The sequence below is a fragment of the Nonlabens xiamenensis genome (assembly GCF_003865345.1).
Classification (GTDB): Bacteria; Bacteroidota; Bacteroidia; order Flavobacteriales; family Flavobacteriaceae; genus Nonlabens; species Nonlabens xiamenensis.
In genome coordinates, this window is sequence record NZ_RMVE01000005.1 from 335,765 (window position 1) to 349,653 (window position 13,889).

Here is a 13,889-nt window from a genome sequence, read left to right on the forward strand (position 1 = left end):
CCAAATTGAAAATCCGCGTCGCGATAGCTATCGGGATTCGTAAGTAGGTGAGAACGGCGCCATTACTTAACGCATCTATGTAAAAACTGCTTGTCTAGCATCTTTAGGATATACTAAAATCAAAAGATATTAAATTCGAACAAACTGCTATTGCTAAGTTATTTATTGGTATTGACATACACAAGCGAGGTTGGAAGGTTCATTGTGCTACTGATTGATCAGGAGGTAAGTCTTTTTCAATGCCTCCAGACCCGTAGCAACTTTGTTCTTATGTAGCGAAGCACTATTTAGGTTATAAGGTCACCGCGGCTTATGAGGCTGGTTGCTGTGGATATTGCGCTCATCGTTGTTTTAAGGGTTATGGATGGGAGTCATTGGTTGTTAACCCCTCAGATATTTTTAGGAAGGGTTATAATTGTTGACAGAAACATAAAGAAAGTTTTGCCAACATTTAAACACCTCAAAAACAATAGTATGAGTTGATTAAAAATTAAAACAGTAAAGTTAAAGAATTGGACTAGGGCTTTTGATAGGAGCCATTGTTGTGCTTAGTATTATTACTTGCCATATGGTATAAAATTCTCCCAATACCAAGGCATCCATTTATCACTCATTGAAATTTCTAGTAGTTCTTTAAAAATACTTTCTCCATTAGAACTATTAGACATTATCACAATTCCTAGATTTTGCGAAGGATAAAATATAGTGTAATGTTCCCAACCTTGAATATGACCTTCTTTAAAAATTGCTTTGCCGAAAGGTGTTTTGTAGGTACCAAAACCTAATGCATAGCTTAATTCTATATCATCATTATCTGTAGTTTTTACCAGTCTGTTTTTACCAAACTGTTGCTTAGAATCAATTCTTATTTGCGGTTTGAAAAATTCTTCATATAAATTCCCGCTCAAGCCTTTTTGGGCTAACATCGCTTGGATGAATTTTACATAATCTTCAGGTGTGGTGTCCATACTGCCTGCAGCATATTCTTTATTCCTTTTTCTTCTTTTTATTGTTTTTCTTTTTTTGTAATGTCCAACGGCAAAGTTTGTATCAAATCTTTCTTGCCAAAGAAAACTAGTCATATTCATTTCATACGGTTTGAATACATATTCTTGCGCGAGTTCTTCCAGCCCTTTTTTAGTTATTTGTTCAACAACAAACTGCAACAATTGAATACCCTCTCCAGAATAACTATAAAAAGTTCCAGGTTCAAATGCTATTTCTAGTGGTTTTTCCATATTAATACCAGATTTTCCAATATATCTCCAATTTGGAAATCCAGTTGTATGAGATAAACACATTCTCGCTGTGATCTTCTCATATCTTTTGTCGGTTTTTAAGTCCTTATAGTTTTCATAATCGTGTTGGAATTCATAAGAATATATGGGATTTTCAAGATATGCCACTAAAGGTTTGTCTAGATCAATCTTTTCTTCCTCAACTAATTTCATTACAATAAATGCAAAAACAGGTTTACAAAGAGAAGCTGCATAAAAGTTATTTGAGGTTTCAAGAGATTGTTTCTCTTTAAGGTTTTTAGAGCCATAGGCCTTTTGAAATAATACGCTGTCCTGAGTAACTACAGATACCGTAAGTCCGTGAACATTTCCCGATTCCATCAAACGCTTAATATCATTATCTAGAGCTACTGTAGATATTGTAGAATTATCAATTCTTGTAATGGATTGAGAGTAAGTTTTTAGATGTATAACAATAAATAATAACGAAATGAAATATTGTGGTTTGCCCATTTTAAAGATGATTTGAATTCCCTTTATTTAATAGACGTATAATTTTGTCATATGGTTGCCTGAGTTTTTCAAATGCACCACAACGTTTTGGCTATGCGCGGTGTCCCGCAGGGGATTGCGTATAGGTGTTGTTGTGGCTAGTTTATTATTTCAATTTTCATTGTTTCTGTTGGTTCCATATTTCTGTCAGGAACATTAATTGGAAGTAATGTCTTATCAGTTATCAAGTACTTGTCCGTCAAAATTCCTTCTGTCTTTTCATCGGACACGTTATTCTACGTAGTTTTTATTCACCTAAATCATATTTGAAATTTGAATTATCATCAAAATGCCGTAAATTATTGATATTATAATTATTCCTTTTTTTATTGTTTTTCCGTGTTCATTTGACCAATTCACGTATTTAGTTTTTTTAGATTCAGATACTTTCCATTTTCCATCTGCATATTTAAATCCTAAATATATAATTACCGCAAAAAAGGTAATTCCGATAATTGAAGTCAAAAGACTTGGTTCCATATGTTATTCTTAATTATTAGTTTATAGTCTGAAATTTCAATTCTTTTTTCCAATTCAAAGTATGTAATTCCGTTCAGTGGTTGCTCAAATTGCGTAGAACAGTCCATGCTAAGATAGCGTTGCGGTGAAAATCCACTAGGATTTTCGCCCATGACCAAGCCTTTGCTGGCAAGATAGGAATTTTCAGTAGAAAATTCCGCAGCAATGAATCATAGCCCTTATCACCATTTGTAACGCCCGCCATGATATTCAGGATGTCTTTTTGGCCGCCGCGTACTCTTCACATGAGTTGACAGATTTGCTGCCAACTTCAAAGTCCGCAGTTGCATAAACACTGGAGTAGATACATTCGCTATAAACGTTTAATTGTTTGTCTCGGCTCGTTTTGTTCGCTTACTGATTAGCGGGTTTACAAATGGCGCTGCAACTGTTTTCCGCTACTCAACCTGCTCAAGAGTTGATTTGGAGAAGGGTGGGGTAGGAGAGAGTACTTAAAAAATATTTCCAGCTTAAAATCGGCGTAAAAGTTCAAATCTCTGAAGTAATAGGGTTATGGATGGTAACGTGATTGTACAAGAAAAGTTGCGTGTTTGTGTGCGAGGATTTTCCGAAGTAAAATCAAAAGCTAGCAAACAAGCAACTAACTTTGGTTTAGCTTAAACTAGCAATTTTTTTATATGCTGTTAGTACCAGTTTTTTAATTTTTAATTTTTTGTAAATAAGCCAAATGAAAAGATTTGGCGGACTTTATCAATATACTCAAACCTTTCGGTAAAGCACTTACTAGCTATGTTTTATTTACCGTGTTGTGAGCTGGTATTATCTATTTGTTATACATCAAAGCTGAAATTTGTTCTCCCTTTTCATTGAAAACTTTTGCTCGTGTTCCATTCACTCTATCATTTTTCGTCACATAAATCACAATATTACTTTTAGCGTCTACAAATTTATAAGCTGGTTCTTTCAAATTTTTAACTGTAAAAATTGAATCCGTAGTGCTTATCAATTCAGCTATTCCATCTTTTTCAAATTCTTTTTTCCAATTGATTAGTTGAGTGTATGAATATTCAATTTCGTTATCAGCTATTTTCTTAACATATATTCCATTTGTTTTCGTTTTTCCATTATCTGTTTTTAATCCCCCAGTAAACAATTGTCTTTCTCCAAGTTTTTGTTGGTTAAAAATCAGAGTTGAATCAATATTAGTCTCTATGATTTCTCTTATTATTTTTGTAGCATACTTGGAAGTATCATTTTCAGATGCGGTCGATTTCTTTTCTATTTTAGATGTCCAAGAACATCCGAAAAGAGTAATTCCAACTATTAATATCAGTATTTTAATTTTTTTCAGCTTGTTCACAATGCAACGTGTTGTGGTTAGTTTTTCTTTATTTCATTCATTCGTATTATCGCTTCTGGCTCACCTTTTTCCACAGCGTTCTCCAAGTATTTCATTCCCATTTCAGTTTTACCTTGATGTATAAGGAAATTAGCATAATGTAATTCCAAAAGGTCAACTGGAACGGTTTCGTTTTCAAAAGCCAATTGGAAGTTTAATTCAGCTTGTTCTAATTCTCTTTTGGCTAGATAATACAAGGCTAAGTTTCTGTATGTATAGGCATTATCATTATTTTCCATTTTCAAAGCTTTTTGAAGTTGTAGCTTCCCTTCTTCCAATTGTCCCGTTTGGATTAAGGAATATCCTAAATTGTCATGAGCAAACCCATAATTTGGGTTTATTTGAAATGCTTTATGAAAATTTTGAATGCTCTTTTCATATTCGCCACTTCTCAATTCATAATATCCAATATTGTTGTAGACGTCAGCTTTTAGCATTTCATCTTCAGTTAAAAACAAGATTTTTTGAAGAGTGGTAATGGCAGAATCGAAGTCACCATTTTGGTATTCCTTATCTGCTTGATTGAATAAATCGTTTGCGTCTAATTCAGCTTTGCTGAATACTGTCGAAGGCGAATCATTTAGAAATGCAATAGCTCCTTCAAATTGAAGTCTAAGCTCTTGGGGTAATTCATATTTCCAATCTGGATTTTCTTGTTCAATTAGTTTTGAAAAGGTCGCCAATCCAAAAGTCATTACTTCATACGGCATTTCAGAAACGTAGTTCCATTTGGTTTCCCAAAAACCATCATCAATTCTTCCTCTATCAGTTAAGTTTTGAGAAAGCGGGATTCCAAAGCCGAAATAGATTCCTGCGATAAATATGAACAGGGAAGTATCATCTCCTGTGTCGTATTGCAACTTGTTTTCAATTAGACGAATTTTAATGAATTCATAAATAAGGCTGAATATGAGTCGGTTTGGTCGTTTAGAAATGCTTTTAGCAATGTGTATTTTGTAATGATTCTCGGTCACTTCTGTTTCAGTTTCAAATGCCTTGCCTTGGATTTCAAATGGCATTCCATATACATCTCGTAAATCCTCATGTAACCCAAACGCAATTTTACTAGAGTCTAAGCCTAGCAAGTTGCATAGGTCATCAATCAGGTTTTGGACTATTAAATGACTAGTAGAAAAGGTCTTTGGAAAGAATTTATTGGTAATTAGAATTTGTTCACTTTGTCTACTAGGGTAGCCATAAACTTTAATCAGCCATTTAAAATTATCCTCGACCCAATCTCTATCAGGTTCCGTTATTCGAAACTTTGGCTCTTTTGTTTTCTTATTGTATCCGAATAATTTCATTTTATCTAATTAACCACAAAGTCTACGTCTTTGAGTAGTTGCGTGGGTTAGCACTTAACTTTACAAGTACACACCAAAATAGGCGATAAAGGCGCCATTACTTATAGCATCTATGTAAAAGCAGCCTGCCGGGTATCCTTAAAGTTCACTAAAACTTATAGATATGATAGATCAACAAACTGCTCCACCTAATTTATACATAGGAATCGACATACACAAGCGCAACTGGATAGTTCATTGTGCTAGCGAGTTGTTTCCTGGCAAGACATTTTCTATAAAACCCAAGCCAGAGATGCTCAAGGGTGATGTGGATAAACACTTTAAGGATTACGTAATAAGCACTGCTTACGAAGCTGGTTGCTGTGGTTATTAGGCCCACCGATGTTTTGAGAGTTATGGTGAGCAATCGCCAGCGGTGAACCCTGACCGAGGTGTTTCACCTATAGGATGCTGAGCGAGTTAGATGGTATTTAAACACTGCAAATAAAATCTTATGAGATGATTAAAATATGAGCAGTCAATTTTAGAGATCTAGAAGGGCTCTTCGTAGGATATGTTGTTGTAGTGCATTTTTAGTTTTCTTATCTTAAGTCAAGGTAATTTTTGTTTTCCGCAACGATATTTGCATGAATAAACAATTTAAAAATGGAAAAGAACATATTTGTAAAAGTACTTTTAATAATCTCTGGAATCATTGGAATTTGGATTGGATATTCTCTCTTATTTTCTCCAGTAACTTTTGAAGCGTCTGCAGGCATCAACCTCGGAGAGGACATTAATTTACTGAGCGAAATAAGGGCTCCAAGTGGACTATTACTAGTTAGTGGAATAATAATTATTTTAGGAGCCTTTTTTTCTAAATTGACAATTTATTCCATTCAATTATCTTGCTTAATATATCTATCGTATGGATTGTCTCGTATAATTAGTATTATATTTGATGGATTTCCAAGCGAACCACTTCAAATCGCTTTGTTTGTAGAACTTCTAGTTGGATTGTTATGTCTGTTTGCCCTCTTAGGATTTTACAAGAAAGAATTAAACTGAGATAAGCGCCTCATTGAATTTATTAGGATTTTTGCTTTGTCAAAATCCTTTTTCTTATTCTGCTAAGTGATTCAGGGGTAACTCCAATATAACTCGCAATTAAATGCAAAGGAATTCTATTGAGAAGTTCAGGACGGTTTTTTAAAATTGTCTTGTATCTTTCTTCAGGACTATAATGGCTAAGTAATTCGATATGTTCTTGAGATTTGACATAATCGTTAGGCATTAAAATGTTTATCAAATTTTCAAGTTTTGGATATATTTTATGTAATTCCTTTTCTGCTGTTCTTGTTCCTGTAGTTAAAATGGAGTTTTCAATGGTTGATAAATAATATTTTGAAGGCTTTTTTTCTAAATAACTGGAATATAGAACTGCAGCTTCACTTTCACAAAAAAATGCTGTCGTCTTTTCTTCTCCGTTGACTATTTGATATTGCCGGAGACATCCCTTTATAACAAAAAAGCATTTATTACAAATTTGACCTTCTCTTAAAATTGTAGTGCCTTTTTTGAAATTCTCCAATTCAGTGTTTTCCACAATAGCATTGATTTCCTCTCGGGTGAATTTATCGAACTGTGAAATAAAATGAATTAAAGCGTCTTTCATATTTTTAGTTTGTCCTTTCGATACATAATCTTGATTTACAGAAAACTTCTTCAAATGCACTAAAATGATTAGTATATGAAGCGTAGCGACTCAAAGGGAGCTATGATTTCACATATAGTGATAGCACCTTTTATTATTTAACGTTTACAAATTTATCAACTGTCACTCCTTCTCCAAAGTCCTCAAAGCTTCCAATCAAATTTAAATCATTAAATATTTTGGATGCTTTTTTTGAATTTTCGGGATGCATTATTTTATAGGTTTCATTCTCTTCAAAAAACTGTCCGAGTCGAGATGTTAAATCCTTATATGTAATAAGTCCATCTTCTTTTTTGGTCTTTAAGAGTTTTTTGATTTTTTTCTGAATTAAAATGTAATCCACTTTTGGCAGAATAAAAGGGATGTGTTCGGGCCAAACTGATAAGGTAAACACTTCCGTACTATCCTTCTTCTTAACATAATATATTCTAGGAACGAAGTATTCGTCTCCTAATTGGGACTGAAGTTGATTTCTCCTGAAGCAAAATTCCCAAGAGTAATTTGATTTTTCTAGTTCAAGATAGCTTAAACCAAGTTCATCAAAATTTGACTTAGAAAATCTATTATTTGACTCCGCCCATTCTTTCTCGAGAACACCTTTTTCGTATTTCGTGGGCTCACCTATACCTTGTGGATTGAGAATATATAAATTTAGTTTATCGACAAATTCATCTACAATTGGAAAACACTCTTTACCAAAGAACTGAGGTCGTATGAAATTGATGTTAAAAGTAAAATTAGTATCATCGAACTCTTTGAGATATCCTTCTTCTACTTCATCATCGTGATCTTCAAATTTATAGTATTCAAAAGAACAGTAAACTCCTGTTTCCTCATTCTGGTAGAACCAATGTTTGCCACCTTCATTTGTCATATTTGGTAAATCATTCAAGTATTGTTCAATATCAGTTTTTGAAATCGAATCAGTTTTTCTTTTATAAAAGTTTAAGTCGTAACTCATTTTCTCTAATTGGTGCTAAGGTGATTGTATAAGAATAGTTGCGTTTTTATAGCAACTAATTTAGCAAATACAAACCGAATAGAAAATCCGCGTCCCGATAGCTATCGGCATTCAGAAGTAGGCGAGAAAGGCGCCATTACTTATAGCATCTATGTAAAAGCAGCCTGCCGGGTATCTTTAAAGTTCACAAAAATTTACAGCTATGATAGATCAACAAACTGCTTCACCTAAGTTATAAATAGGAATCGACATACACAAGCGCAACTGGAAAGTTCATTGTGCTAGCGAATTGTTTTCTGGCAAGACATTTTCTATCAAACCCAAGCCAGAGATGCCCAAGGGTGATGTGGATAAACACTTTAAGGATTACGTAATAAGCACTGCTTACGAAACTGGCGCTGATAGCCGTAAGCAACAAGCTGCTCAGACAGTGCTTTGCAGTGGGCAAGAGCGGTATACCCTGGGACCCAGAATTTAAAAAGATCTGGGCAGCCTAAAACATAGTGAGATTAAGGAATTGAAGAACCTTGGTTGGATCAATCCAGGGCTGGCAAACTATTGGGCAACTTAAAATTGATTAATTGCTTGTTTTTTACCTCAGTTCTTTGTTGTGCTACGTTATTTTTTTCAGAAGTTTTTCGTAACAATATTTTCTTTTTGTTCTTCTGTTTTTTCCTTTTATATAACCTTTTACTTCATTCGTTTCAGGAAAGTATTCTAACCACTTTTCAGAACATCCACCAATTGCATAATCATTTTCATCTTCATTAGGTTGACTATATTCAGTTTTTCGAGTTTTGTAAATTCCGAAAATATAGACTTTATCAATTTCAAATAGGTGAATACTTTCGCGACAATCAACTCCGTCACTACCATAAATTTCAAAAGTTTTTCGTTCTTCTTTTCCTTTTATTAATTCAATAACATGAACTTTTATTGATTGATAGTATTCTTTGTCGGTCTTGATTAAATAATCTCCATAACTTTCTTCACTACTTAATGTTTTTCCATCTTCAAAATGCCATAACATTTCAACAACCTTGGCTTTAATTATTACTTCAGAATATTTAGAAGATTTTATGAAATTCCCACCCCATTTACAATCACAAGCAAAAATTAGACTTGAAATCAGAAGTAAAATTATTGTTAGAAACTGTTTTTTCATAATGTTGCACAACGTGCTTGTATAAGATTAGTTGCGTGGTTTAAGCACCTAATTTAGCAAATACAAACCGAATAGAAAATCCGCGTCCAGATAGCTATCGGGATTCGTAAGTAGGTGAGTACGGCGCCATTACTTATAGCATCTATGTAAAAGCAGCCTGCCGAGTATCTCTAAAGTTCACTAAAACTTATAGATATGATAGATCAACCAACTGCTACACCTAAATTATACATAGGAATCAACATACACAAGCGCAACTGTAAAGTTCATTATACCAGCGAGTTGTTTTCTGGCAAGACATTTTCTATAAAACCCAAGCCAGAGATGCTCAAGGGTGATGTGGATAAACACTTTAAGGATTACGTAATAAGCACTGCTTACGAAGCTGGCGCTGATAGCCGTAAGCAACAAGCTGCTCAGACAGTGCTTTGCAGTGGGCAAAAGCGGTATACCCTGGGACCCAGAATTTAAAAATACCTGGGTAGCCTAAAATATAGTGAGAATAAGGAATTGAAGAACCTTGGTTGGATCAATCCAGGGCTGGCAACCTATTGGGCAACTTAAGATTGATTAATTGCTTGTTTTTTACCTCAGTTCTTTGTTAGCTACCGTTTTTATTTATCCATTAAACCATCGAATAAGTCCGAGATATATTGCTCTTCTCTTTCCATTTCTTGTTCATATTCTCTTGCTTCATATTCATAGTCTGACATATCAAACTTCGCATCTATTTTTGCTTCGTATGCATCGTGCTTTTGGGTTAATTCGCTGATTTCATCATCTAGCATATAATCAAAATCCAATTCGATTTCCTTTAATTCTTCAATTAGACTTTTATATTTTTCAATCGCAGTATTTTCTATTTCATTATGAATCACTGACTCAAATTTTTGATTGAAATCATCTGTAATTGTGTATTCTTCATATTGAGTTGAAAACACGTCTTTAAATTTTGAAAAATCTTTTAAAGAATCAATTGTATCAACGTGTTCTGCAAAATCAGAGATTAATTTGGCTCCGTCATAATCTATTTGACTTTCTCCAATTTTGCCTATTAAATCTACATAAGCTCTTCTTTCTGAGTATCCCATTCTTTTAGGCTGAATATTCTGATTGAATTTTTCAACAACAAAGTTTTTTAGTTCTTCATTAGAAGCATTTTCCAGTTCTATTAAAATCTGATTTAGAAAACCGTAAAAAAACTCCTCATTTTTCCACCAAGTGAATGTATTTGATTCAGAATAATTTAATCTAAAAATGTAAGATGTTTTAAAGAGGTCAAAATCAATTAAAATTTTTGATACATATTCTTTCAGAATTTTTTTATCGAGAATAATTCGTTTGTTATATTCCTTTTTTACTTGGTCAAATGTGAAAATTCTAAAAAATTGGCTTACAAAAGAAAAAGATTTGATTAAGTCAATTATGAGATCATATTTTCCATCAATGTAGTTGATTAAAAAATCTTGAATTGAAGGGTTTTGAAATTCTACAGCAATTTTTCTATTTGAGTCCATTTTAGTCGAAATAAAAGTACTTTCAAGTTCTTTAATAATCTTTCTAAACTCAATAGAGTCAATAGTTAAAGGGTATTTTTCAATATTAGCTGTAATAAATGAATTAATTGAAATCTTTAAATCTTCTAGTAATACTGGTGTTCCAAGTGTTGAAAGCACTAATAGAGTTATTTGAGAGCCTTTAGAGATGGTGTTTTCAAATGCGTGAAGCCATACACTTTCTGGATTATCGAAAAAAGAAATAAGCTTTTTCGAAAATTCTTTTGGCTCACAGTTTTCCCAAAATTGATTTTTAACAAACGTTTCAATTATTCTTGGGTTGTAACTTTTATGGTCAATCAGTCTTGTGTAGCTTTTAGTTTCTATTAAATTTCGTAAATGTTGTAATGGAATATTTGCGAAAAATAAATGATTAAATAAGATTTCAGCTCTTATGGTTTTTGTGTACTTTGATAAATCGAGTGTACATTTAACAAGGTCTAAAGAAGGTGTGTTTAGAGATTCAAAAGAATTTTTAGCCTGTTTAAGAATGTATTCTCTAGTTGCTAAAATGAATATCTTATTTTTAGAGTTCTTTATTCTGTCTATAAATTTAATAAGCTTACTATCTTCATTTACTTTCAAGCCAGTTTCCAAGAAATTTTTACCTAGAAAATCATCAAAGAAAAATACTTGCTTTTTGCCATCTTCAAAGTAGGAATAGGCATCATTAATACTGTCCGCTACATAAACAAAATCATCAAAGTCTTCTGCTAGTAATCTATATACTAACATTCTTGATAATGTGGTTTTTCCAATTCCAGGAATTCCTGAAATTATCACATAATTGTTCTTTTTTAAAATGCCAATTGCTTCATTAAAACTTTCATTTTGGACATATACTTTTAATGATTCTTTTATTTCATCAAGTTCAAACTTTGATTGATTGTAAACTGTACTATTTATTAGTTTATTCAGAATGTTTGTACTAGAAAGCCAAAGTTTATAGTATTTCTCTTCGATTTTTGGATATAACCCTAATAAGTTATTTAAATCGTCTCGACCAAGAATATCTTCTGTAGAGTGAATATAAGGTTGAAATAATTGTAGAATGACGTCTTTATTGTCTGGTGTCAGACCAACACTAGTAATTAAAATATAACGTACTGGATTTAATTCCTTTACTTTATCTATTTCCGTATTTAAAGTAGATTTTAAATCATTGAAACGAGTATATCGTTTAGCCTGTACAATAATATTTTCATCTAAATTCAAACTTGCTCGTAAATCAACTCCACCATCTTGTCCGCTTGTAAAACTCTCAAAAAACAATTCTAACTTTTCCTGTAGAATATCTCTCGAAAAATTTTCGAATTCAAATGATGATAGATTTAAGAAATTGTATTCATTCATTCAATTATTTCTCTTTAACGGTTTGTTTTAAATGGTAGCTAACGTTACGTGTATGGTGTCGTAGCATCCCGCAGGGTGCTATGCACTATACAAATTGTTAGCCCCAGTTATTTTAATTCATTTATCGTGTTCAACCAACCTATAACTTCGTCTCTTGTATTTGATTCGACTAAATGATGCATTTCAACAGAATCAATATGAGTATTATTAAGTTGGTTTTTGATGTTACCCGTTTTCCTTTTTATGTTCTCTTTATCTAAATCCTCCCAAGCTTTGGGACTATCCGAATTTGCATGATTATGGCGCGCTACTAATTCGGGCACATCAGTTGTCGGCCAATCAATATCTTCAGGAATTTGAACGCCATACAAATGAGTTATTAATGAAGGTGGATAGATGTTTTCCATTTCTCTTAAATTCGTTTCGAAAGCAACATTTCCCTCTCCTTTGGCATTTATTATGTCGGCATAACTTGAATATTTATTTGGATTTTCTGAACCTATATCACTGTCATAAATATGTACTTGATTTAAATTCAATTTGGCGAGATAATCACTGTTTACCCAAAATTGAAGGGTGCTACCACCCATTGGTAGGAATATAATGGATTCTTCTTCCTCCAAATTGATTATGTCTCTTAGTTCAGGTATGTTTCTGCTTATTCCTTTAAGAAAATTGATGTCGTTTTTACCCTCTAAACAAATTGCAAGTTTGACTTTACTAACATCTTCCAATTCAATCGTTGGGAGAACACCAAGTTCGTCTGCAATTCTTCTTAGAATTTCATCATTGGAGTCAGGTATACTAATGTTTCCATCTTGCTTATCAAGGAAAATAATCTTTTCAGGAGCGATTTGTTTTGCTATTCCTGGACTATGAGTTGTTAAGATAATTTGATTATTGGGCTGTAAAGCCAATTCTTTAAACGCTTCTATGAGCATTTTTTGATGATTTGGGTGTTGGGATGTTTCTGGTTCTTCAAGTGCATAAATAACATGAGGTACATTACGACTATCTCTAACTCTTTCTGCTTCTGCCCTGAAGAAATTGAGCAGAATTAGTCTCCTGACTCCACTGCCTCGTTTGTTTAATGGGATGTCATTGTCACTAAATAAATTGAACTTAAATACACTGTCCCATTTTGGGTCAGAGAATCGAGGAGTAAGTGAATCAGCAATTTCGGGATTCATTTCTCTTAACTTGTCCAAAGTTCTACGCGCAACCGCATTTGAAGCCGTTTCAACATGAGTTTTAATCTCGTTTAAACTCTCCTGTAAATCCTGTTCTTTTAGAATGCTAGAAATTACCGTATTCATTGGATTCTGAACTTCCGAATCTTTTTCTTCATTCTTTCTGTCTGATTGGAATAAGGAATAAACTGGGAAATAATTAAGTATCTGTGTCCAAATCTCTTTTGCTGGATTTTGTGTTTTATCGGATGTTTTGAATATTGTTATAAAATTTGCTTGAAGATTTAATTCATCTCCGAACGAGTTCCAAATAGCCTCTCGGATTGATGATGATCTTGTACCATTATAATTATCTTCAGGTATATTTAATTCTTCCGCTCTCGCTCGTAATTCCGCTATCTTGAGTTTTAATAAGTCGTTGCCATTTTCAATTGATGGATGATTTGCGTAAACGTCTATTAGTTTGACACCAGTTGCTCCGAAAGTTTTTCTAATTTCTAAGAAACCATCTTCTCGAAGTAGGTACTCGGATGCTAGGGTTGTTGTTGCGGCAGCATCTACAATAAGTTCTTCTGGTAAATCTGAAAACACGAGAGATATTTTACAATCATTTCCGCCATTGACATTTAAGTCAGCCTTTTCATACGAACTGACAGCTTTTTTATCATTTATAAAAATATCAATGGCTTCTAAAACTGTAGATTTCCCAATATCATTCTTTCCAACGATGACGTTGAAGTCTTTAAATTCAATTTGAGTTCTTGTGCGATATGCACGAAAATTTTCTAGAATGACGGATTTTATTTTCATAGTGTTTTATTGGGGCTAACGGTCGTGGCTATAAGTAGTGCGGGCGCAAACACGCACTTTCATTCGGTTGAGCACAGAGCCAAAACCTTGTTTTCTGGTTTTTAATTTTAATATTTCAAAAAGCCAAAACAAGGTTTTGGTGGTCATTGCAAATTAGCGATTATTTTCGGGTTAAGCACCTAATCCCG

11 protein-coding genes and 2 pseudogenes are annotated in these 13,889 nt (G+C 33.3%); 4 read left to right on the plus strand and 9 right to left on the minus strand.

What is annotated here, in order from left to right:
• Positions 1-557: 557 nt before the first annotated feature.
• The 4 genes from EGM47_RS14170 to EGM47_RS14185 all read right to left on the minus strand — a co-directional run bounded on the left by EGM47_RS14170 (position 558) and on the right by EGM47_RS14185 (position 4,973).
• Complete coding sequence (locus EGM47_RS14170) at positions 558-1,751, minus strand: serine hydrolase domain-containing protein (RefSeq protein ID WP_124981483.1); 1,194 nt, start codon at positions 1,749-1,751, stop codon at positions 558-560.
• Positions 1,752-2,045: 294 nt separating this feature from the next.
• Positions 2,046-2,270, minus strand: a complete 225-nt coding sequence (locus tag EGM47_RS14175; protein WP_124981484.1) for a hypothetical protein — start codon at positions 2,268-2,270, stop codon at positions 2,046-2,048.
• A gap of 823 nt (positions 2,271-3,093) precedes the next feature.
• A complete protein-coding gene (locus EGM47_RS14180; RefSeq protein WP_124981485.1) occupies positions 3,094-3,630 on the minus strand; it encodes a hypothetical protein in 537 nt (178 codons plus the stop codon).
• A 17-nt stretch (positions 3,631-3,647) separates the two neighbouring features.
• Positions 3,648-4,973 (minus strand): tetratricopeptide repeat protein, encoded by a 1,326-nt coding sequence (locus EGM47_RS14185; RefSeq protein WP_124981486.1) that lies wholly within the window; start codon positions 4,971-4,973, stop codon positions 3,648-3,650.
• 163 nt (positions 4,974-5,136) lie between these two features.
• Here EGM47_RS14185 and EGM47_RS14190 point away from each other — a divergent pair, with 163 nt between their 5' ends.
• Positions 5,137-5,346, plus strand: a complete 210-nt coding sequence (locus tag EGM47_RS14190) for a hypothetical protein (RefSeq protein WP_124981487.1) — start codon at positions 5,137-5,139, stop codon at positions 5,344-5,346.
• Positions 5,347-5,618: 272 nt separating this feature from the next.
• On the plus strand, positions 5,619-6,020 hold the full coding sequence (locus EGM47_RS14195; protein WP_124981488.1) for a DUF4345 domain-containing protein: 402 nt from the start codon (positions 5,619-5,621) through the stop codon (positions 6,018-6,020).
• A 22-nt stretch (positions 6,021-6,042) separates the two neighbouring features.
• Here EGM47_RS14195 and EGM47_RS14200 read toward each other — a convergent pair whose 3' ends face one another.
• Both EGM47_RS14200 and EGM47_RS14205 read right to left on the minus strand, forming a co-directional pair.
• The gene (locus tag EGM47_RS14200; RefSeq protein WP_124981489.1) at positions 6,043-6,627 is read right to left on the minus strand and encodes a Crp/Fnr family transcriptional regulator; all 585 of its coding nucleotides are present in this window, start codon (positions 6,625-6,627) and stop codon (positions 6,043-6,045) included.
• Between the two features lie 133 nt (positions 6,628-6,760).
• On the minus strand, positions 6,761-7,627 hold the full coding sequence (locus tag EGM47_RS14205) for a hypothetical protein (protein WP_124981490.1): 867 nt from the start codon (positions 7,625-7,627) through the stop codon (positions 6,761-6,763).
• A 389-nt stretch (positions 7,628-8,016) separates the two neighbouring features.
• Between EGM47_RS14205 and EGM47_RS16680 the strand changes: the two are divergent.
• A pseudogene (locus EGM47_RS16680) lies at positions 8,017-8,124 on the plus strand (IS110 family transposase); the annotation flags it as partial.
• Between the two features lie 116 nt (positions 8,125-8,240).
• On the opposite strand, the gene EGM47_RS14215 reads toward EGM47_RS16680, so the two are convergent.
• Complete coding sequence (locus EGM47_RS14215; RefSeq protein ID WP_124981491.1) at positions 8,241-8,792, minus strand: hypothetical protein; 552 nt, start codon at positions 8,790-8,792, stop codon at positions 8,241-8,243.
• A gap of 382 nt (positions 8,793-9,174) precedes the next feature.
• Between EGM47_RS14215 and EGM47_RS16685 the strand changes: the two are divergent.
• Positions 9,175-9,282: pseudogene (locus EGM47_RS16685) on the plus strand (IS110 family transposase); the annotation flags it as partial.
• A gap of 124 nt (positions 9,283-9,406) precedes the next feature.
• On the opposite strand, the gene EGM47_RS14225 reads toward EGM47_RS16685, so the two are convergent.
• Both EGM47_RS14225 and EGM47_RS14230 read right to left on the minus strand, forming a co-directional pair.
• Complete coding sequence (locus EGM47_RS14225) at positions 9,407-11,701, minus strand: nSTAND3 domain-containing NTPase (protein WP_124981492.1); 2,295 nt, start codon at positions 11,699-11,701, stop codon at positions 9,407-9,409.
• Between the two features lie 107 nt (positions 11,702-11,808).
• On the minus strand, positions 11,809-13,701 hold the full coding sequence (locus tag EGM47_RS14230; RefSeq protein WP_124981493.1) for an ATP-binding protein: 1,893 nt from the start codon (positions 13,699-13,701) through the stop codon (positions 11,809-11,811).
• Positions 13,702-13,889 lie beyond the last annotated feature (188 nt).